The organism is Nostoc sp., assembly GCF_036917375.1.
In the GTDB taxonomy this organism is placed as follows: domain Bacteria; phylum Cyanobacteriota; class Cyanobacteriia; order Cyanobacteriales; family Nostocaceae; genus Nostoc.
On the sequence record NZ_JBALDN010000001.1, the window covers coordinates 51,346 to 73,061 of the forward strand.

The 21,716-nt window shown below is 45.1% G+C and carries 16 protein-coding genes; all 16 read right to left on the minus strand.

Translation table 11 applies throughout. The features are described 5' to 3' along the window. Positions 1–45: 45 nt before the first annotated feature. A complete protein-coding gene (locus tag V7K45_RS00245) occupies positions 46–1,224 on the minus strand; it encodes an ABC transporter permease (protein ID WP_334999249.1) in 1,179 nt (392 codons plus the stop codon). A 353-nt stretch (positions 1,225–1,577) separates the two neighbouring features. Then, on the minus strand, positions 1,578–2,819 hold the full coding sequence (locus V7K45_RS00250) for an efflux RND transporter periplasmic adaptor subunit (RefSeq protein ID WP_334999251.1): 1,242 nt from the start codon (positions 2,817–2,819) through the stop codon (positions 1,578–1,580). Between the two features lie 87 nt (positions 2,820–2,906). Continuing rightward, positions 2,907–4,121 (minus strand): glycosyltransferase family A protein, encoded by a 1,215-nt coding sequence (locus V7K45_RS00255; protein ID WP_334999253.1) that lies wholly within the window; start codon positions 4,119–4,121, stop codon positions 2,907–2,909. 46 nt (positions 4,122–4,167) lie between these two features. After that, positions 4,168–5,301: a glycosyltransferase family 2 protein gene (locus V7K45_RS00260; protein WP_334999255.1), complete on the minus strand. Its 1,134-nt coding sequence runs from the start codon at positions 5,299–5,301 to the stop codon at positions 4,168–4,170. Between the two features lie 5 nt (positions 5,302–5,306). After that, on the minus strand, positions 5,307–6,479 hold the full coding sequence (locus tag V7K45_RS00265) for a glycosyltransferase family 2 protein (protein WP_334999257.1): 1,173 nt from the start codon (positions 6,477–6,479) through the stop codon (positions 5,307–5,309). Positions 6,480–6,618: 139 nt separating this feature from the next. Continuing rightward, entirely contained in the window at positions 6,619–7,761 is a 1,143-nt protein-coding gene (locus V7K45_RS00270; protein WP_334999259.1) for a glycosyltransferase family 1 protein, read from the minus strand. Further along, the gene (locus V7K45_RS00275; RefSeq protein ID WP_334999261.1) at positions 7,758–8,945 is read right to left on the minus strand and encodes a hypothetical protein; all 1,188 of its coding nucleotides are present in this window, start codon (positions 8,943–8,945) and stop codon (positions 7,758–7,760) included. The genes V7K45_RS00270 and V7K45_RS00275 overlap by 4 nt, the downstream gene beginning before the upstream one ends. Before the next feature lie 2 nt (positions 8,946–8,947). Continuing rightward, complete coding sequence (locus tag V7K45_RS00280) at positions 8,948–10,132, minus strand: hypothetical protein (RefSeq protein ID WP_334999263.1); 1,185 nt, start codon at positions 10,130–10,132, stop codon at positions 8,948–8,950. After that, positions 10,122–10,421 carry a DapH/DapD/GlmU-related protein gene (locus V7K45_RS00285; protein WP_334999265.1) on the minus strand — a complete coding sequence of 100 codons (300 nt, stop codon included), beginning with the start codon at positions 10,419–10,421 and terminating at the stop codon, positions 10,122–10,124. The genes V7K45_RS00280 and V7K45_RS00285 overlap by 11 nt, the downstream gene beginning before the upstream one ends. A gap of 305 nt (positions 10,422–10,726) precedes the next feature. After that, a complete protein-coding gene (locus tag V7K45_RS00290; protein ID WP_334999267.1) occupies positions 10,727–11,299 on the minus strand; it encodes an acyltransferase in 573 nt (190 codons plus the stop codon). A 15-nt stretch (positions 11,300–11,314) separates the two neighbouring features. Beyond that, positions 11,315–13,123 (minus strand): ABC transporter ATP-binding protein, encoded by a 1,809-nt coding sequence (locus tag V7K45_RS00295; RefSeq protein ID WP_334999269.1) that lies wholly within the window; start codon positions 13,121–13,123, stop codon positions 11,315–11,317. Beyond that, a complete protein-coding gene (locus tag V7K45_RS00300; protein WP_334999271.1) occupies positions 13,120–14,910 on the minus strand; it encodes an ABC transporter ATP-binding protein in 1,791 nt (596 codons plus the stop codon). Before V7K45_RS00300 ends, V7K45_RS00295 begins: the two co-directional genes overlap by 4 nt. 86 nt (positions 14,911–14,996) lie before the next feature. Further along, on the minus strand, positions 14,997–15,560 hold the full coding sequence (locus V7K45_RS00305) for a hypothetical protein (RefSeq protein ID WP_334999273.1): 564 nt from the start codon (positions 15,558–15,560) through the stop codon (positions 14,997–14,999). A gap of 23 nt (positions 15,561–15,583) precedes the next feature. Further along, positions 15,584–17,671, minus strand: a complete 2,088-nt coding sequence (locus tag V7K45_RS00310; RefSeq protein WP_334999275.1) for a glycosyltransferase — start codon at positions 17,669–17,671, stop codon at positions 15,584–15,586. Between the two features lie 625 nt (positions 17,672–18,296). After that, positions 18,297–20,636, minus strand: a complete 2,340-nt coding sequence (locus V7K45_RS00315; RefSeq protein ID WP_334999277.1) for an NACHT domain-containing protein — start codon at positions 20,634–20,636, stop codon at positions 18,297–18,299. Between the two features lie 409 nt (positions 20,637–21,045). After that, complete coding sequence (locus V7K45_RS00320; RefSeq protein WP_334999279.1) at positions 21,046–21,267, minus strand: hypothetical protein; 222 nt, start codon at positions 21,265–21,267, stop codon at positions 21,046–21,048. Between the last annotated feature and the right edge of the window lie 449 nt (positions 21,268–21,716).

Consider the following 21,716-nt stretch of genomic DNA (forward strand, 5'->3'; position numbering starts at 1 on the left):
AAAGTTTCTGCCTGCTGCCTTTTTGTACTTCATGTAGAAAGAAACTTATGAACGCAGGGCTTTTACTGGATCGATCTGGCTAGCACGCACGGCGGGAAGCAAACTAGCTCCCACCCCCACCAGTAGCGCTGAACCCACTGCTAGCACTGCAATTCTGCTATCAAACTTATAGGGCAAGCTAAAGGTATCGGTAATTACAACAGTCAATCCATGCACTACTCCTAGAGCCGCTGTTCCTCCTATTAAACTTAAAAGCATCGCCTCTAGAATAAATTGCAGCATGATTTCGCGTTGGGTTGCACCTATGGCCCGTCTCAAACCTATTTCAGCGGTTCGTTCATTTACTGAGGCAATCATAATATTTGCAATTCCAACACCGCCAACTAACAGCGCGATCGCTCCTACTGCTGTTAGACCTTGAGAAGCCATCTCCAGGGTTTTCTGCTGCTGAACAATGTCTGATACATTACTCCAATACTTAAATTTAAAACCGGGGAATCTTTGTTGCAGTAGTTCCTTGGCTTGGTCGCTCAAGTCTTCTACATTTTCAAGTTTATTGGGGCGGATTTGGATGCTGCCAATGTCGCGGCTACCAGTTAGAGCATTGTAAACAGTCATCGGCACATACAGTTGACCCGCCGGAGGTGCATTTTCATCAAGGCTAGTGGCTATCACCCCGACGATGACATAAGGTCTCTGCCCAGCATAAATCATCTGGCCCAAAGGATCTTGCTTTTGGAAGAGTTGTTCTGCCAGCAATTGGTCAATTACTGCTACCGGTCGGAAAATAGCAAAATCTTTAGCCGTAAAGAACCGTCCCGACACTAACGTTTTCCCGGAAGTCAGCAAAAAATCTTGGGAAACAGGGGACATCGGTGGAGTAGCCTGTTTGTCTTGGAATACAGTTAATGTCGGCCCGCCCCAATTAAAAGCGCTGATTGCTCGTAAGTTAGTCAACCGCTGTCGCAAGTATTCCATATCTTCCACCTTTAGCTGGGTAGTACGACCGCCAGAATCCCAGTCTGCATATATCGAAACTTGAGGTGCGCCTCGTTTTGCCAGTTGTTGAGCGATCGCAGTACGGCTGATATTGCCAACCTGGAGCGTAGCGCTTACAGCAGCCACACCCATAAATACCCCTAAAATAGTCAAGCCAGAACGTAAAGGGTTCTTACCTAAGGAACGAAAGGTGATATCTAATAAATCAAGAGATGAAAGAGCCATTTTATACCAATTTAAAATTCATACATTAATAAAACTAGTGGTACGCCAAGGCAACTTGGCGGGGTAAAGGGAAAAAGAAGGGAAGGGGAAGAAGAGGGGAAAAGGTTAAAGGTTAAAGGGGAAAGGGAAGAAAATCCCCTTTACCCCTTACCCCTTCCCCTTTGCCCAGCCGAAGGCGTTCCCCTTTACCCCTTACCCCTTCCCCTTTACCCAGCCGAAGGCGTTCCCCTTTACCCCTTACCCCTTCCCCTTTCCCCAGCCGAAGGCGTTCCCCTTTACCCAGCCGAAGGCAGACTACTAGATAGCACAAGGCTTTGAGAGCGTGTATCTGTCGATTAGTTTTCAAATTGGTATTACTTTTGAGTTGTTTTAATTGGTATTCCTGGCTTGAGTTCGGATTCTACAGGTGGCAGTATAATTTGTTCGCCAGCACGCAAGCCAGAGGTAACTTCGACGTTCATTAATCCTTCCAATCCTAAAGCGATCGGTCTTTTCTGAGCTTGATTTTTACTGTCCCGAACCCAGACAAAAGGAGATCGTTCAGAACGCCCAATAACTCCTGTGTTCAAAAGTACTACATTCTGTCTTTGCTGCAAAATAATCTCGACATTTACTCGGCTACCAGGGAGCAGTTGACGAGTAGGAGTATCTAGCACAACCGTTGCGGGTACTATTGGTTGAGATGATTGATTTTGACTGCCGCCTTCCTGTTTTTGAGCTTCAGCTGTGAGTGCTTGAGGATACAGGCTTTGCACGCGTCCCATGAATGTTTTGGGCTTAGGGCCGATGGCCGTGACGCGGGCTACTTGGCTAACTCGGACTTGAACAGCGTTGAGAGTAGAAAGCTGGAGCTTCACCAGGATTTTTCTGGGGTCGCCGATGGTGAGCAGGTTGGTACGCAACTCGACTCCATCGCCATCTTGAACGTTGACACCCAAGACTACGCCATTCATTGGTGCAGTCACGATACTATCTTGGATTTCCTGCTGAATAACTTCACGTTCCAATCGCAAGCTTTGAATTTTGAGGTTGCTTGTACGTGTTTCTGCTTGAGCATCTCTGAGAGCAGCCCTAGCCTGGCGTACTGCATCTTCCTGCGATTGCGCTTGTTGTAAGGCAATTGCACCCCTTTCTACTAAAGGAGCCAGCCTCTTAAGTTGCGCTTCTTCAGCGGTTAACCGTTCTTGGGCTTCGATAATTTTCTGGCGATTGCGCGCTAAGTTGAGTTCTTCTTGCTCAATTTCCAACTGCTGATTGTTAAGAGCAATTTTTCGCTCGGGATAGCGCAAGGTAAGCAGCACTTGACCAACTTTTACGCGATCGCCAGCTTTGACCATGATTCGATCGACCGCACCTTCTTTCGGGGATTTCAAGATCCGCTGTTCTTGCAACTCAACAGTACCGCTCTCATTGATTGTGGTTTCAACATTACCTCGCTGGACAGTTTGTAAGCTTACTGCTACTGGTTCAGGAGGTTGGTTGAGAGCTAAAAAGTAAGTCAGCCAACCGCCGGCGCTAGCTAGAGCCAAAACTCCCGACCAGGCTAGCCATCGACCTGGGATATTGAATTTACCTTTTTCATATTTCCAGTTCATGAAAACTCGATCCAGTGAGAGTTTGCAGTTCACTACAAGCGATCGCAGCCCAAGGCTTGCACCGCATATTATTAATGTTGGAGAATCTCATAGCCACAAATCGAACACGACGAGGCGGCTGTTGTGCAAAATGCAGCGAAAATTTAAACTGAGATAATTTCGTAGCCCAGAGTAATAATCAAGCCACCAAAATGCCGGCCATGCAATGACCATGAAACTTGCTCCTGCTTGGCGCATTCGTTCAAGTTCTCGGATGGCGATCTCGTCATCCAGTGGCGCTCCCCAGTACTGACCGTCATGTTCTAAAAAGGGCAGAGCATCGAATTTTGGCAGCATCTCACAACCCCATTGATTTTCGTCGACCAAAATCAAACGCTTCCCTGATGGAATCACAGATGCAATTTCTTGTATGGCAATTTCTAGCCGTTCTGACCAACTCAAATTAAGTTCAGGTATCAGCTTAGACGCGAACTCACTACGGCGCATACTTATATGCAACAGGCGCTCTGCTAGCCACTGACGATAAGATGCATCCTCAGCACGCGGCGACTGTAACAAATAAGCGATCGCATCAGTACGTTCTGCCATCACAGCCAGCGCTCCTGTTCCACTAAGGGAATGGAAGCTAACCTGGGAATCCTGTTCAACGTGAAACCGGACTTGAGCCAACTGTTTGGCAATAAAAAAGAAATCGAATTGCGCCGCCATACGCAAATATAGGTTCAAGTCTAGCAAGTACTTAGAGTGCGTGATGTCGAATCCCCCAACTGCCCTGAGGGCAGAAGCGCGAAACATCACCGCACTGGTACGCAAAATCCATTTCCGTCCATCAGCAATTTGGTGGATGAACTCTAAACCCTCGATCGATCCTTGTGGCAAGTTGTCTGAAAATTCTGTATTTCTGACCTGCACTGAAATACCGTTAGCGTCGATAAATTCAGCTTGGGCAGCCGACAGACCAGCATGGGGATGGTTGTCCAATCCTAAAACAGACTCGCAAATGAAGTTGGGCAGCAGTACATCATCATCCGATAAGATGCTGAGATAGGGGCTAGAATTTATTTCAATGGTTCGCTGCCAATTGCCAAATATTCCTATATTAGTATCATTGCGTACATAAGTGACTCGTGCATCTGCGAATGAGCGTACAACTGCTTCTGTATCATCGCTAGAAGCATTATCCAATACAAGAACTTGGAAATCTGAATAGTCCTGCGCCAGTGCGCTTTCAAGGCTAGTTTTGAGTAACTTCGAGCGATTGTAGGTTGGGATTGCGATCGTAACTTTGGTTTCAGGTTTCATATTGTTTCTGCTCATCCCCTGTTTTGGTAATAATGGCTAGGCAGTATCAAGCTAAAATGGGTAAATTAAAGACAACCAAGCGTTCGTTTTCCAAAACACAACGAAATTTAGAACGCAAATAGCTAAGGAATTCAGCATAGTAGTCAAGCCACCAGAAGGCAGGCCAGGCAAACACGATAAAACTTGCGCCTTGACGGTGCAGCCGTTCAAATTCCTGAATTGCTATGGTATCGTTACTGGGTGGTCCCCAATACACACCCTCTTTTTCTAGAAAAGGGATGGCTTGGCAATTTTCAAGTAGTTGATGATGACCCAATTCATCCATATCAACTAAGATATAATTTTGCCCTTGTGCAATAAAAGCTCCCAATTCTTGACCTAACTTGACCATACGTTGAAGATACTTATGGCAAGAATCTTCCCGATATTCAAATTGAGCATTAACTTTAATACCTTGTTTTTCTAAATATTTTTTGAGAACTTTCTCTTCATAATAATAGTGGTCAAGTCTCCACCTATAAGTACGCTTAAGTGTGCCATTCTGACCATGAATGCGGTATAGTGACTGATACTCATCAATGCGTCTGATATTGCCACAAAAAGGAGCTAAAAAGCCGAGGTATGATTCCGAATTGAATCGATAGTTTGCCTCTGGCATTGGTAAGATTTTCTCTAAATAGCTGCGTAACCAAACGTTACCACTAGTAGGTGGGAAAATATGACCTTCTAAGCCATATTTAAGTTGTTCATCATAGAAATTTCCTTCTGGTAAAATCCCTTTACAATCAATTTTTTCTAATAAGTTGCTATTAATATCAATCATACGTAAAGGCCAATGAACCTTAACTGCGTCTGGATCTTCTTCCAATATTTTAACTGCTCTTTCAATCGCACTAGATAGCAAAATATCATCTGAATCCAAGAAGCATATAACCTCACCAGAACTAATAGCAAAACCAGCATTGAATGTAGATGCTTGGCCGCCATTAGCTTTTAATACCGGAATAATTTTATCTCCATAACTGGTGATGATTTGTTGGGAGTTATCGGTTGAACCATCATCAACCACGATGACTTCAATAGGTTGATAGCTTTGATTGAGAGCGCTTTCAATTGCTTCGGGCAGAAAATGTCCATAGTTATAATTGTTAATAATGATACTAGCTAGAGTTTTTTGCATTTCTTTTACTGTAAGCCAAATACAATTGCGCGATCGCTTTTTAATAAATAAGGAAACTTTTGACGTAAATAGTCATGAAATTCGGTAAAGTAATCCAGCCACCAAAAAGCGTTCCAAAGGAAGACAATTGCACAGGCTCCAGTTTGGTGCAATCGCTCAAATTCTCTGATTGCCATATTGTCATCTGCTGGAACTCCCCAATATTGTCCATTGCGTTCGGTAAAAGGGATAGTTTGAAAACCTTCAATGATTTTGTTCCCATTGAGGAAATCTTCATCGACTAAAATAAAAGAGTTCTCTGATAAAATCAGATTCTTCAGTTCCTCCCTCAAATCGTAAAGATGACCAATGCGATTGCGTTCTTCAACGAAAAATAAATCTGCTGTCATTTGAGCTAGATTCCACTTTTTTTGAATCTCAACTAACTCGGTGGCAGCTCGTTGCAGGTCCCATCTTTTAAAGAAATAATCTAGGTTGTCACGCTCTGGAGGAAAAGGATGCCAGAAGTGAACAACAGCCTTCGGTTCAAACACAACTGAAATGTTTGAATTATACAAAGCCATAGTAGAATCAATCCAATCTAAATAGACGACATCATCAAAAGGGTTGACTCGCTCGAAAACACTACGGCGATATAGTTGACAATGAACCTCTCCAGATAATTCTATTTTGCGGCGATGGAAACCTTTATGGAGTTGTAAATCGCCTGTAGGTGGCAGAATTTCTAACTTAATTCCATCCTTTGTTTTTACTGAATTAACTTTGCCTAAGTTTGGATCGCAGTGAATTTGAGTTGCACCAAAACCACCTTCGATAATACGGGGAATGGCTACATTAGCCGGATGTTCTTCACAAGCTTGGATGAGATAAGATAGCCAACCATCTTCGACAAGAACATCATTCTCAATGAAACACAAGAAATCATCATGAGGATTAGATTCCTGAATTACCAGATTTCTACATTGGTTGGGCATCAAATAATAATCTTTAGAAATCACTTTGACGTTGTTACGCCCCGCAAGTACCTGTTCTATTTGCTGCCAATAGACTTGGGGAGTGTTGCAGTCTATGACAATTAAATTAAAAGGAATATGCGTGCAGTCAAAAATTCGCTGCAACGATTCCGCAGCTAATGAGAACTGTTCGCGAGGAAAAAATCCAATGGTGACTGTTGGCATATTGATAAATAGGTTAATGTGAATATTTATTATTGGGATAAGGCAGGAGGCAGAAGGAAAGAGAGTTTAAGCTTATTTGATTTTTGTTTAGATAATTTGGTTTTTTTAAGTCGTTCTAATTATTCCTAAATTGAATTATTTAATTCATCGCTGCTTCTAGCAACAAAGGCAGAACTTTATCCGAGTTAAAATATTCCTCTGCTAACTGCCGTGCTGCATACCGATGTTTTTCATAGTCAGCGTTGATGGCTTCTGTACCTTTAATTGCCTCCTTTTGGTCGCGGAAGGTTAAAATCCCTTCTCCTACTGGTAGCCAATCGCTCAAGCCTGTGTCTTGAACTAGAATAGGTCTGCCGGAAGCGAGGTAACAGACGCTGCGATCGCTAAACCAACCGCCTTTTGTCGCAACATAACCTTGTTTGGCAACTCCAAACTCAGCACGGGATTCTCGAACGAATTTTTGGTACGACTCTGCTGAAAAAGACGCAATCCATCCAGGGAGGACTTCCCAGCCGTACTGGGATAGTTCGTTAGGAAAGCCGCCACTTAATGCAATCCGAAACAGTTGTTTTGTTAGTTGCGGTATGTCAATGAACTTGAGAAATTCTTTATCTTTGTTGCCGTAGGTGACTCCCTCGTAGACTACCTCTCGATAACTGCGCCATTGCATAATCGAACTGAAGTGAGTAGGATTATCGTCGTCAATTACTGGCCAGTAAGGCAGTGCCACTGGAGGTAATGTCTTTAGCCAATGCCTACCGTTTGTGGGGATGAGACAGTCATCAGCATCAATGCGTTGCCCAATGGTGAACAGGCGATCGCAATGTTCGATAGTCTCAATCAATTCCCCATGACCGCTGGCAATATTAATCTGAGTGAAACCCGGATCGGCATCAATATAAATGCGGCGCTTGGGCAAATTATATTCCTGTCTCCAAAGAGAAATTGGCGAGCCGCGCACAATCATCAAATCAGCCTGTAAGCAGATATCTTTAAATTTTTCAATATCCATCCCAACGGAGCGATCGCCAGCTCGGTAAATCCATTGGTTTGCAAAGCCCAGGGGTTCGAGACAGTTTTTGACATAATTTGTCGGATAGTCCAACTCGGTTGTCAGTTCCTCAATTTCCCAGTTGTAAACCCACGACTCTAGCCCGCATTCTTCTAAATAAAAAACATCATGCCCAAGCGATCGCAAACCTAAAAGATATTGGAGGTCAGACCAGGCATTGCCTCCTATGGGAAAACGACCGATAGCACTGGCAAAAATGACGATCGTCATACCTCAACGCTCCTTAACTCGTCTCGAGCTGAAATTGCTGTCTTTAGTAGTCGAGGCAGCACCACTTTGTAACTAAAGGTTTGCTCGGCTATTTCCCTTGCTGCCAAGGAATGCGCCAGATAATCCGCATTGACGCGCTCGATGCAATCTACTGCTTCTGCTAAGGAGGAAAAAGCCAGCACGCCGTAACCCGTTCTTAACCAGTTGCTAAATCCGGTATCTTGTAAAACGACTGGACGACCAGCGGCGAGATAACAAACACTGCGATCGCTAAACCAACCGCTGCGAGTTTTGACATAAGCTTGTTTGGCAACGCTAAATTCTCCGCGAGAGCCAATCAGGTAACTTCTATATGTTGACAGACTAGTGCTAATTTCCTTGGCATCTCGAACTAACCAGCCTGCTGCCTTTAAAGATTTCCCAACCTCCGCTATTTCTGCATCCCTGCCAGCAAGAGCGAGTTCGAGTTTCTGGGAACAGTAGCTAGGGAGTTCCAGTAACCGCATGAATTCCCGGTCTTTCTGCCCATAATACTCACCTTTATAAGTTACACCGCCATAAGCATTCCAATTGGCAATTGTGGTGAATGGCGATGTGGGTTTTTCTCTTATATATTCTGGAGTAATTTGCCAGATTTCTGGTACAACAGGCGGTACAGTGGGGAGCCATTCAATGCGATCGCTTGGTATGCTGCAATCGGGTTGTCCAATATTAGCGCCATAACTAAAGTAGGCGTGATACTCGTTGCGACCCTCGGCAGCGAATGTCCCAATCTGGGTAAAGAATGGATCCATGTCGATCAATACTCGACGTTGACATAAAAGAAATTCAGGTAACCAGCAAACTCCACCGATATTCAATAGCAAATCCGCCGTCCTGAGCATCTGCTTGATGTCTTGCCAATCAGCACCGTAGACATCTCCTGTATCTCGATTGACATAGCACACTGTTGCATTCACGCAATATGTATTTATTAGCGTTTGTACTGCATCAATGCCAAAGCTAGGGTCGTCATCGTAATTGTGGTCTATCGGGTTATAGCAAGACCCAGGCCAGCCGCTTTCCTCCAGGTATAAGACTTCATGCCCCAGAAGATGCAGCCCTAACACATAGTGAAAGAAGGCTAAGAGATTGCCAGCTACCGGATGTCGGATCATATATCCGCAAACAACAATGCGTGCCATGCTTATAACCCCGCTCGCTCCATAAGACTGCCAATCACTTTCTCGGCGGCGAAGTACTCTGAGGCAATTTCGCGGGCTGCTTGGCAATTGCCTTTGTAATCGCTTTCGATCGCGTCGAGTGCCGCCAAAATATCTTCCATAGTCTTGAAGGCAAAAAGTCCTTTACCCGTTGGCAGATATTTGCTGAATCCCGTTTCTTGAGTAATCACAGGACGACCGGCTGCTAGATAGCAAGCAGAGCGATCGCTAAACCAGCCACTCAACAGACGCGTGTATTGCTCCTTTGCTACTGTGAACTCCCCGCGCGACTCCTGGATATAAGCGCGGTAATTCTTCATATCTTGAGACAGTTCCACCGCGTCTATCTGCCTCCAACCATGCTTTTGCAGCAGCGATCGCACATTCTCTCTTTCCTCGTCGCTCACATTGGTCGCCATCTCAAATGGCAACGGACGCCGCTGGGGAAGGTCAAGAAATTTTTCTAACTCGCGCGCCTTGCGCCAGTAGTAAGTTTTGCCCTGATAAGTAATGTCTTTGCCCTTGTTATTCCAAGTGGCAATGGTGTTGTAAGCAATCCCAGGTGTGAAGTTTGGAGTTTCCCACAAATCCAGCACAACTGGCTGGCGGGTAGCTAACCAGTTAAAACCACCAACGGGAACACCACAATCTGGTGCGCCGAGATTTTCTCCAAAACTGAAGTGAGTGTCGTGGGCGGACAAGTGACCAATGAGTTTTTTGTCGTCCTGAGCAACCCGAATCTGGGAAGCAACCGGATCTGATTCTACATAGATGCGGCGGGGGCAAGCCAGATGCTCGTCGCGGATTTCCTGGTCGCCCGTGACGTTCAAGAAGGCGTCTGCTTCCTTATATAATTGCAAGATTTCGGTTTGAGTCATCCCATAACACTCATCTCCCAAATAGTCGCGAAATCCCCACCGATCTTGGAAACCATAGGCCTCTAAAATTGGGGCAATTCGCTGAATATTCTCAATCACATCTGGAGAGAGGTCATTGAGGCGGGGATTGTAAATCCAACGCCATGAATCTTCTATATAGTAAGCGTCATACCCTAAGCGACGCAGCCCCAGCAGGTAGTGGAGGAACTGGTAAGTCACCCCTGCCAAGGGATACCAAAATAGAATTCCGAAGACAATGATTTTCCCCTTACTGGGGCGTTCATGCTTCACGATCAATGCCTCCTGCATCCAAATGACGAACAACACGGGCAGGATTGCCAGCCACGATGGTATATGGTGGGACATCCTGGGTGACAACAGACCGGGCACCAACGATCGCCCCCTCTCCGATGGTGACGCCTGGTAGTATGCAGGCATCAAAACCAATCCAAACGTTAGAACCGATGAGAATCGGTTGTGCTGGCTCCGTTGCATTAATACGCCGGGGGGAACGCAATGGTATTTGTTCTAATTCGTGCCGCCGCTGTGTCGGGTCGAACGGTAGTCGGTAGGTATCCATCAATACAACATTCCAAGAGATGAGGGCATAATCACCGATTTCAATCTGGGCGTCGCAGATAATCCTGGCTCCGTGAACCAGAGCATAGTTGCCCAAACTCACCTGCCCGCAGGGGCCAACATCAAACATTGTCCCCAGATAGCTGGAAGCCCCGCGACCGAACTGCACCCCCACTGGTGCTTCGCTACGGTATAAATAAAAACTAAAGGTCGTTTCCACGTAGGCGGTTTCGTCAAGAACCACGTTTTCTGGAATCGTTCCTGGATACCAATCCCACGAGAGAGTGCGTGCAGCAACCATCGCCGTTAAACCTCCCCAATAATCTGTGCTGGATTACCAATGACTCGGCTGCGTGGCGGTACGTCTCGGTTCACCATTGCACCTGCCTCCACAAAAGCACCAGCGCCAATATGGACTCCCTTGAGGATTGTGGCGTTCGGTCCAATCCACACGCCGTCCTCAATAACTATGGGTCGCTTGACAATTTTCGGTCGCGGTAAGGTCTTTCCCAACGGCGAACAGGCGATCGCATCAGCAATGCGTTCAGCAGGTAGGATCGGATGAAAGTCGGTATCAGTAAGCGTTGCATTCCATCCAATCACAACATAGCTGCCAATGCGAAGTTCCAGTTCGCACAAAAGTACAACGTTTGTGAAGTAGCAATAGTTGCCAATCTCGACCTGTCCCTTTTCGCCAATATCGAAGTGAACGCCGTCCATAGTACAGTAGTCGCCAATGACCAATCCCTGTCTGTTGCGGCTATGGAATCGCTTGAAGGCAAGATTGCCCATGATGACTGTATTTGAACCAATTTGGACATTTGGTGGAAAATCCGTAATTGCCCTGTAATCCGACTGATGATTGGCTAAATCGCTCACCTTGGCTCTCCTGGTTTATACCGTTTCAGAATTGAAGATCGCTCGGCTGGACTGGGTTTGGTGCAAGCGATAGTACAGCCCGCGAGCCTTGAGCAATGCTTGATGGTTTCCGATCTCCGCAACTCGTCCTCCTTCCAACATCACGATCCGGTCTGCACGGCGAATGGTGGAGAGTCGATGAGCAATAATAAACGTGGTTCGTCCTGCCATCAGTCGCTCTAATGCCTCCAGCAGCAGAAACTCGGTTTCAGCGTCCAAAGCAGAGGTGGGTTCATCCAAAATCAGCACTGGCGCATCCTTGAGCAGGGCGCGGGCGATCGCTAACCGTTGCTTTTCTCCCCCGGAAAGCGTAGCTCCTCGCTCGCCAATTACCGTGTCATAACCTTTGGGTAATCGTTGAATAAAGGTGTCAGCATTGGCCGCTTGGGCGGCGGCGATAATTCTTTGGCGGCTGGCATTAACACAGCCATAGGCAATGTTCTCGGCAATGGTTAGCGGTAAGAGAAACGGCTCTTGCAGCACCACGGCAATCTGCTGGCGCAGGCTTTGCAGTTGCACGTCGCGGATGTCCACGCCATCGAATAGGACTCGTCCCTGCCAAGGATCGAAAAAACGGGGAATCAGGGAAACCAAAGTACTCTTTCCTACTCCTGTAGCTCCCACTAGGGCGATGGTTTCCCCTGGCTGGGCTTCTAAAGAAATGTCCTGGAGTATTGGTTTGCCATGCTGATAACCAAAGGTGACTTTCTCTAAACATACGTAGCCAGTTGCTTTACCTGGTTGTAAAAACAGAGGTTTGGCATCGGCAGCCTCCTGCACCTGTTCCTGAGCATCTAATATGACTAACACTCTCCTAGCACTAGCTGCTGCTGCTGCAAAACCAGAAGACATATAAGCCAAAGTCTCCATCGGCGCATACAAAGAGGCGAGATAAGAAAGGAAGACTAGTAAAGACCCAATGGAAAGTGACTTATTCAGAACTTGGAAGCCGCCGAATAGCATGATTGCTGCCGTACCGACTGTAGTTACCCCGCTGACACCAAATTTGAATTGCATCTGGGCAAAAATAGCCTGCAAAGAAGCTTGAAGCGCTTTTTGGGACAGGTAGCGAAAGCGCTCATCTTCGTGTGCTTCACGTCCGAATGCTTGAACAATTGGTAGCGCTGTTAAAGTCTGCTCGCCAAGCGCCATAATCTCGCCTTCAAATTGTTGATGCTGATAGGTTCGCTCAATCATGCGCTTGTTAAAGACCCAAATTAGTAACACAATCAAAGGGGCAACGAGCAGCGAGAGCAGTGAAAGGAAGCGATCGAGTTGCCACATCACAAGGAACATGACTGCTAGATTCGCCACAGAAGTCAGCACGGGCAGAAAAACCCCCATCACCAAATTCCGAATACAGATGCTGTCGGTCATGACTCGCCGAACGAGATCCCCAGCTTGTTGTTGGTTGTGAAACTCTAGCGAAAGATGCTGTAGGCGATCGAACAGTGCTGCTCCCAAGTCATAACTCATTTGACTGCCAACGCCAGCACCAACATAATCTTGGAGCAGACGAATTCCTTCACTAGCTAGAAATAGAACAATTGTGGCAGCCGCTAAGAAACCGAGTAGCTGAATATCGCCACTACCAGCCAAGGTTTTGAGCCAAACAACAGTACTTGGCAGAGATTGGTTGCCCAGGACACAATCAACGATCGCCTTCAAAGGCCAGGGCTTGAGGACATTCAGCCCGACATTAACGAGCATCAGCACCAGCACAAAGGCGAGTCCGCGCCAACGAACTAGGGCGTAACCTGCCAGTCGCAGCCACCACAGTTTCATAACACGACCTCCTGTGACGGTTCGAGAAACTGCAAGGAGTGCAAACGCTTGTAAAGACCAGAGTTTGCCAGCAACTCTTGATGCGTTCCCATCTCCACAACTCTCCCTTGCTCCAGCACCACGATTCGATCCGCCCGGAGAATAGTTGAGAGCCGATGGGCGATGATAAATACCGTCCGCCCCTGCATCAGACGGTCTAAAGCTGCCAACAGCAGCATTTCAGTGTGGGCATCCAAAGCAGAAGTAGGTTCGTCGAGAATTAGTACTGGTGCATCCTTAAGCAGCGCTCGGGCGATCGCCAGTCGTTGTTTCTGTCCGCCGGAAAGCATAGCTCCTCTTTCACTCAGAACGGTGTCGTACCCCTGAGGCAACTGCCGGATGAAGTCGTCCGCCTTAGCTGCTTTGGCGGCTGCGACAATCTCCTCAAAGCTAGCTCCAGGGCGACCGTAGGCAATGTTCTGTGCTACCGAGAGTGGCAGCAGAAACGGCTCCTGTAGCACCAGGGCAATCTGCTCGCGCAGGCTTTTGATTTGCACTGTTTGTACGTCCACCCCATCAAACAGGACTCGTCCCTGCCAGGGGTCAAAAAAGCGGGGAATCAGGGAAACCAGCGTACTCTTACCAGCACCAGTCGCGCCTACCAAGGCGATAGTTTCTCCCGGTCGCGCTTCTAGGCTAACTTCTTTGAGGACGGGATAGTTAGGTTCGTAACCGAAGGTGACTTTCTCTAAACATACGTGTCCGCGTCCTCCCGGCGGGTGAACTGGCAATGGTCTGGCATCAGGGGCATCCTGCACCCCATCTTCAGCATCCAAAATCTCTAAAACTCTATCTATATTGGCATCTACGGACTTCAGGCTCCCGTAAATGCCAAATAGACCCCTAAATGCTCCTTGTATAGATTGTAGATATGCCAAGAAGACGAGCAGACTGCCGATACTCATAACCCCCAATAACACCTGCTGCCCGCCTACATACAGGACAATCGCAGTACCGATGGTTGTTACAGTACCATTTGCTACGCTGTAAACACTCTTGAGCAGAGTTTCGCGTTGTAAGAGCACAACTCCGTCTGCTGCTAACCTCTCAAACTGCCGCGTATTGTAACTCTCCCTAGCAAATGCCTGAATCATGGGGATTGCAGTGACTGTTTGGTGGACAAAGCTGGTGAGGCGAGAATGGGCTTCGCGGTTAAGTTTTGTCCGTCGCTTGAGTCGGGAACCAAAAACAAGGGCTGAACCGCCCATTATTGGGGCTACGAAAAGCGAAAGTAGCGTTAGTAAAGGATTGAGGTTCCAGGCGACGATGCTAATAGTTACTAACGTCAGCAGGTGCTGCACGGGTGAAATCAGCAAAGCACCAGTCAGGGTATAAACGCAATAGGTATCTCCGGCCAGACGGCTAAGGGAATCACCGACAGTCCGTTGGCTATGGAACAGCAGTGAAAGGCGTTGCAAACGATAGAACAGTTTTTGGGCTAGTTCGTAGACCATACTTTGCCCGGCAGCACTCCAGGCCCAGCTGAGGCTAGTTTCCAAGATAGCGTTTAGAGCATAAAGTCCAAGGCTACAAACAGCAGCGACAACGACCAGCAACTGCGGTGTGAACGCCAGGTTAAAAGTCCCCAGAAATGAGCGAACCAGTGGGGGGATGACTGCTTGACCGAAAGCATAATCCACCAGGATTTTCATTGGCCAAGGTTGAAGTGTGGCGGTGGCTGAAGTGCCAGCCGTGAGACCGAGGATTGCGATTAAGGTGCGCCAGTGGCGCAGCGGATATCGGAGCATTTGCCCGTATCGATGCATTATTGCTTTGATCTCTTGCCTCACTTACAGATTTACCTCCCGTCTGGCCTGGAGTACCAAGACATTCGTCATGGCTGTAATACACTTTCTACAACAGACTTGTTGCTGTTGGTTTGTATTGGCAGTAAGTACACTCTTTTGGCAACAATCTCCAGTACTTGGTAGAGAATACGTCCTAACTGGAAGTTCTGATATAAGATAACAGTGGCGTTGAGCGTACCTAGTGCAATTGTGAGTTTTGCTACTTCTGGCATTCCCAGAACGATCGCCACAATTGTAAAGAGACAATAGCCAACCATCGCCATAATGGCTAACTGTGACATTCTCAGGGCACACCGCACCCGCAAGACTCTTTTGTTACCTCCATGATTTTCAGTACATACTTTCAACTGAACTTTTGACCAAATCCCCTGGTAAATCTCTAAATCCCAGTCGCTCCAGCCTCGATCCATCGCAATGAAATACTTACAAGGCAGGAGTAAATCCATTACCTTTTGCAGCAAGTTCTCCTTCTCTATTCCTGCATCTGTCCAATAGGACAACTCATAGGCGCGATCGCGCCAGGAAATATTTACTTTATGGGCTGGCGAATCAAATTGAATTAAATCTGCTTGAGTTAGTGTTTGAGTCATTTTTTTAATGCTTCTATTTTTATTTACAGTTCATCAAACTTTATCGGCTCGGCTTTCTTAAGTTCTTTGATCCGCCATTTATAGCGTTCTATACTACGTACAATTGGCCCCAGGTAAATCAGTAGCGCCACCAGCAACCGTGCCCTTCTTTTGAGAAAACGAGAGTCAATCCGCGCTTGTATAGCACCAGCTACACACCAGCTAAAAGAGATAAGGAACATTGCTGCACCCAACCACGGGCGATCGCCAGATAAAAGCGCAGACACAAATAGGATCAAAGCTGCGACATTCCACTCCAGTGTCAGCGGGAGGTATGAGATCAAAGAGGAGGAAGGCTCGTACAAGGTTTGAAACAGACCACGACCAAACACCCCGGAGTAGATAATTGGTTGACCAATACGCAGAAATGCAGATAAATCTCCGTAGATTCTCCCCAACCAAGAGGGCTGTCCCAAAAGGTTAAAGCGGTAAGGATGCTGAAAATAAACGAGTGCTTCTGCCTTGCCATAACCTTGCTGCTGTTTGAGATAGGCTGCTACTGTGTTACGGCGAAAATGCCATACGATTGCCGTTGGGCTAAAACCAATGGTGTAACCTCGATCTTGCAGTCGCCAGCAGATATCGACATCATCCCCAGCAGTACGAAATATCGGGTTGAAGCCGTTAATTTCTTGTAAAACCTCCCGACGAAAAGCCATGTTACAGCCAGCAATATGTTCTGCTACCTCATCACTCAAAAGTATGTGGGTAGGTACGCCGGGAGAGACGGCAACGCAGGCGGGAACAAGAGAGTCCTCCGGGGGAGATAAGTTTGGCCCGCCTACGGCACCTAGACCAGAGGAGAGAAACTTGGCCACCAGATAGGTGAGCCAGTCTGGATCTGCCATACAATCAGAATCGGTATAGGCGACAATTTCGCCAGTTGCGGCGGCCATACCGACGTTGCGGGCGACGCTTAATCCCTTATTTTCTTGGTTAATTAGGCGTACATAGTCGTAATGTTGAGTAATTTCGAGAGTGCGATCGCTCGATCCATCATTAACTACAATGACTTCATAGTTGGGATAGTTGAGTTCTTTGAGAGAAGCTAGACAACTATCCATCGTGCGTTCAGCATTGTAAGCGCAGACAATCACTGAGACTTTAGGATACTCAGGTAGCGCTGGCGGCAGAGGCGCTGTGTAATACTCCTGAACTGTCTCAAAGGCGGGCTTTTTGAGCCGTTCGGCGTCAACTAGACCAAAAGCCCAGTCCTGTATGGCATATCCACCGGTAAACCATTCATCCGTCCAAGAAAATATTATTGTCCCGGCTGCTCCCATCTCAAAACTAGATGACAGCTTTTGAGAGAGAATTTCGGCTTGGGTTTGGGTTCCTTCACGCATCGAGTCAACGCCAAACTCACTCAGTACTAGAGGTTTATCCTCGGCTAGGTTATGGAGTCGTGAGAGGTAGCGACGAAAATCTGTTTCCCGATGCAAGTAAACGTTGAAGCATGAGAAATCAGTAAAGTCAATATTTAAATACTCTGTAGAGGGGTAATTGGCATAGCTCACCAAACCTTCGGGATCGCTGTCTTTTGCTACCGCCATTAACTCTTTAATAAAAGTCCGAACTGGTTTTGCTCCATGCCATCGGACAATATCTGGAGGAATCTCATTACCCACCAAATAGGCGAAGGTGGCGGGATGATTCCGGCAAATTTTAACTCCTTGAACAATACAGTTACGGATTTCTGCTTTTACAGCAGAATAGTCGAGGAAGGCAATATGCTGAGACCAAGGTATACCAATTAACAGCCTCAAACCATAGATTGCAGCTAGATCCAACAGCCAATCAGGTGGAACAGTATAGGTACGCAGACAGTTAGCCCCCATTTCTGCTATCATGGCGAAATCTTTTTCCACAACTGATTTTTCTGGAAAGGATTCACCGTGGCTACCAATGGAGAAAGGACCGTAACTCACTCCTTTGAGGAAAAACTTTTGATCTCTAATAAAGAAAAACTTACCTCTTACTGTGACTACTTCGCTTTTTGCAAGTGGTTCAGCACAGAAGCCAGAAGGTGTTGAAGTCAAGTTTTGCAAATTACCCCCGACAATTGACTGCAAATTTATTTCCTTGCTGCTGAAACGCTACGTCAGTTTGCTCAAAAACAGAAACACACATATACTTAGCTCATTAATGCATTCGCAGCATATTTGGTGTTAGTACCACCACAATCGCTATTAATTAACAATTTAGTAATACTTAATACTGTGTCAGCAGTACGTTTGCGATCGCGTTTACGAAAATGTATGAATTAACGTATACTTTCAATCCGGTTTTGTAGCCAGTTGGTCATCAAACTCAGCAACTAGCGTTGCTGAGTCAGTTCAAAAATGTGTCGTTGAATACATAGATTCAGCATTCAATTTCAGCCAATGGACGAAATTTTGCCAAAAATTTTATACTACATATACTCATTCGGAAAATAGTACTTTTAAAACTTGTTACTACTGGCGTGGCAAAGCTAAAATGTTGCAAAAAAATTGTAGGTTGGGTGGAAACTTTACGTAACCCAACATCCTGATATGTGTTGGGTTGCGCTCCGCTTCACCCAACCTACTAGTACTCTGCCAACCCAAAAATGCTGGGTGAGGGCTGGGGAAAGGGGAAAGGGTAAAGGGTAAGGGATTTAAACCCTTTCCCCCTTCCCCCTTGCCCTTTACCCCGCCAAGTTCGCTTGGCGAACTACTAGCTGCTGTATCTCATCAATATTTTAGGGGTGGGTAACAATAACGTTGCTAAAAGACTCTCTGGTACGGTGGGAGTTACTTTACAAGCACTATTAAGGCAATCTACCAATAACTGACTAGCAGCGTAGTACTGCTTGAGTATTTCTTTTTGCTCCTCGCTGAACTGCCATTGATAACCAATGTTGCGACACTGAACTATCACCAATCTCAAATTATTAGCCCAAGTTTGACCATTAGCATTCCACCACTCTTTTAACTTTTCTCTGCCTTGAAATGGGGTTGGTAATTGTTCTTTAAGTTTTTGTAAAGAATGCTGTAACTCAGGGTGACAGACAAGAATGCGGTCATCAGGGAGAGCAAAGCTTAAAGCCAAAACTCGATCTAAAGTCGGCTCGTTAGAGAGGGCAACGCTTAACTTAAGGGCACACTGAAGAGTTATATCTAGAGCTAAATCAGGGGTAAGATTACTAGTAAGTCTGAGATCGATGCCAAGAGAAAAAGCCAAGTCATTAGTAAAGCTTAGATCGTCGAGAAGTTCTAGGGTTAGGTAAAAGGCACGAATAGCTACTCTTTTATGAGTAGACTGAACTGAAAGAGACTTATGGTTAAGCCAGTTGAAGAAATTTTCTAATTGCCCATCAAAACCGACAAGCCGATCGATATGTTGCTTCATTAATTGCAACAGACAAGTGGGATTATCCAACATGCCAGCGGTTAGTAAAAAGATTTTGCGCCAACGTGGTTCAGTTAAATGGCTAACCAGATCGATTAATTTTTTTTCTAATATTTGGGGGTTGGCGCTGGTAACAATATTTTTAGCTGTTAAATACTCCTGAAAAGCTATATGCGAAAACGAGTAAACTCCCTGCGCCTGCTCTATGAGTAATCCATGTGTCTCAAGTAATTTCAGCACTGCTTCACTATTGAGTTGCAGTATATCAGGCTCAGTTTGGGCTATGGGTAAGTTACAGAGGTAGTCCGTAATGTATTGCTCGATAATACTTTGTGTGAAAAAGTAATGACCTTGTTTAAAGGTAATAGCAGCAATTTGACTCAGCAGTTCAACCTTCTGAGCTAAAGATAAATTAAGATAAATTTCATCTCGTTTAATGTTCCTCACTTTATCCCAGCGATTGAGCAAAATGTCCAATCCTTGCTTGTAAAATTCGACCCTTCTAATTGGAAAGTCTGAGCAAGCTTGAAATACACAACAAGCCAAATTAAGCAAAAGTGGTCTGACAGCTAGTTCTCGAATTTGTTGATTCTCTAATAATTGTAATTTTTGCACGAATCGACAAGCTAAAGCTTTTCCTTTCTCGATGGAATTGTTGCTAACATTAACAAACCAATTTTGTACAAAAGCCTCAATTTGAGAACAATCAAAATCAGCAATTTCAACATCGCTAAATTCTTCAAACTGATACTGTTGATAACCGATTCGACATGTGAGAATCAACTTATTTTGGTAATATTTTGCAGCAAAACTGCGAATTTTAGTGATAATTTTGGTGTTATCATCTTCTGGAATTTCATCTAAGCCATCCAGTAGAATTAATATTTTGCCACTAACTAGTAATGTTTGAATTTCTTGGTCTGAAGCACCGCAGTTGGCAAGCTCTTGGCTAATATAGTTCAATAAACTATAATTTCCGGATTCTCTAGCATCCTCGGCAAAGTTTTTCAAGCGAATAAAAATTGGTATCCTGTCTGATAGTAATTTGCCTTGATTGCATTGCATAGCAATATACTGTAAAAAGGTGGTTTTACCAGACCCTGGTTTACCTAGTACCATTAGTTTGGGATAGGCGATAACTGCTTGGATTGCAGAAACTCGTTCTTGATAAAGTTGATTAAAAGCAAAACAGTTGAACTCTTCGGGAATGAAGCTTTGTATATCGAGGATATCTACCCATCTTCGACTTGTAATATTATTCAGAATATTGGTGCTGACATATATTTCTTCTAGTTGAATTGGTTGATCGATATCTAACAACCTCGTAGTGCCACATTGAGATTTAATCTTATCACTTAGACGCGATCGCAACATTTGCACTAAGCTTTCGGTATCTTGGCAGTTTTCCCATTCCTGGTTGTTTTCTGTCAGTAACCTCTGATTAGGTAGTTCAGCAATATCTTGCCAATCTAAACCGAGTCGAAAGCATATTTCCATAAAGTTTTGACGCTCAATCGGCTTGCCTGTAAAAAATTTCCAGATTGGTTGCCGAGTCTCAAGTCCTATCTCGCTAGCTAAATACTCTTGCGTCCATTCTCTAATTTTAAAAGCCTTTTTTGCTTTCTCAATACCTAGAGTAGATGCTTTCAACGAACGTCGTGCCATAGACCAGTTTTTGAATCTCCAGTTATTAATTCAAAGAAATATTTAATCAATTAATTATTGATTCATAATTATGTCACTTTCATGTTGAAGTTTTATCAATTTTTTTTGATATATTTAAGTAAAATTTTGTAGCTAGCGTAATTGATGTAGTGTCATTGATACTTATTAATAGGATTGGTTTGATTACTGGCTTTTAAAACTAACTAATTTATTTCGGGTCTTTCTTCCCCCTTATGGCTTATATTTTACCTTTTTTTTAAAACAATGTTTTTTAGTATTTCGTTATTTTAAATGCGTAATTTAATTAAAGATAAGAAAGGTAGGAAAGGTAGGAAAGGTAGGAAAAGTATGATAGATATACAAATTAAAGCAAGCTCATCGCATATAACTTATACGTTAAGTTATACATTTATTCAATGCGATCGCAGACAGACTTATTGGACTGATAGCTTATTGACAAAAATCTTGCTATTGGGTATCCCAAAAAATAGTTGCTAGTTTCGTCAGTACTTAATATAAACTTTCTGATTGCGATCGCCCAAGTTGATGAAATAGCTACGCCAATGCCATCTTTAGCAGTGCTATCTGCAAAATTTGTGCCAAAAGAGGGAAGCAGAAAGTCTAAAAACATCTCCCATCTGCATCTCTGCGATCTTAATGATAAGTTTTGAAGCGGACGCGGTATCAACTGGCTACGCCTACGCAAGTATAATTTGAAAGTTTTAGATTATACCACAAGTTAAAGCAAACAGTTGTGTTTGCTACTTCGAGTCCCTTAACCTGACTATAGGTGCAGCTATGGTGGTTTTGAAACTTGACTACTTATTAGACTTCTTGCATAAGTCGGGAAAAGGGGAAAGTGGGGTCCCCTCTGGGGATAAGGGGCAAGGGGAAGGGGAAAAGGTTCTGCAAAAGTCCCTTTCCCCTTTAACCAAAACCTTTTCTCCAAGAATGCAAAAAGCACAAATGCCAAGAGGTCTATTAAAGATTTACAGCGCTTTCCGAATAACGAAGATATAGCTAAACCGCGTCTACCTTTACCAGAAGAAAGCATAACCTGGCAAATAAAACCTCTTTTCG

Bases quoted from the DNA above. Each gene is read 5' to 3' on its own strand.
- V7K45_RS00245 (WP_334999249.1), bottom strand. From the start codon at position 1,224: ATGGCTCTTTCATCTCTTGATTTATTAGATATCACCTTTCGTTCCTTA.
- V7K45_RS00250 (WP_334999251.1), bottom strand. From the start codon at position 2,819: ATGAACTGGAAATATGAAAAAGGTAAATTCAATATCCCAGGTCGATGG.
- V7K45_RS00255 (WP_334999253.1), bottom strand. From the start codon at position 4,121: ATGAAACCTGAAACCAAAGTTACGATCGCAATCCCAACCTACAATCGC.
- V7K45_RS00260 (WP_334999255.1), bottom strand. From the start codon at position 5,301: ATGCAAAAAACTCTAGCTAGTATCATTATTAACAATTATAACTATGGA.
- V7K45_RS00265 (WP_334999257.1), bottom strand. From the start codon at position 6,479: ATGCCAACAGTCACCATTGGATTTTTTCCTCGCGAACAGTTCTCATTA.
- V7K45_RS00270 (WP_334999259.1), bottom strand. From the start codon at position 7,761: ATGACGATCGTCATTTTTGCCAGTGCTATCGGTCGTTTTCCCATAGGA.
- V7K45_RS00275 (WP_334999261.1), bottom strand. From the start codon at position 8,945: ATGGCACGCATTGTTGTTTGCGGATATATGATCCGACATCCGGTAGCT.
- V7K45_RS00285 (WP_334999265.1), bottom strand. From the start codon at position 10,421: ATGGATACCTACCGACTACCGTTCGACCCGACACAGCGGCGGCACGAA.
- V7K45_RS00295 (WP_334999269.1), bottom strand. From the start codon at position 13,123: ATGAAACTGTGGTGGCTGCGACTGGCAGGTTACGCCCTAGTTCGTTGG.
- V7K45_RS00300 (WP_334999271.1), bottom strand. From the start codon at position 14,910: ATGCTCCGATATCCGCTGCGCCACTGGCGCACCTTAATCGCAATCCTC.
- V7K45_RS00305 (WP_334999273.1), bottom strand. From the start codon at position 15,560: ATGACTCAAACACTAACTCAAGCAGATTTAATTCAATTTGATTCGCCA.
- V7K45_RS00315 (WP_334999277.1), bottom strand. From the start codon at position 20,636: ATGGCACGACGTTCGTTGAAAGCATCTACTCTAGGTATTGAGAAAGCA.
- V7K45_RS00320 (WP_334999279.1), bottom strand. From the start codon at position 21,267: ATGTTTTTAGACTTTCTGCTTCCCTCTTTTGGCACAAATTTTGCAGAT.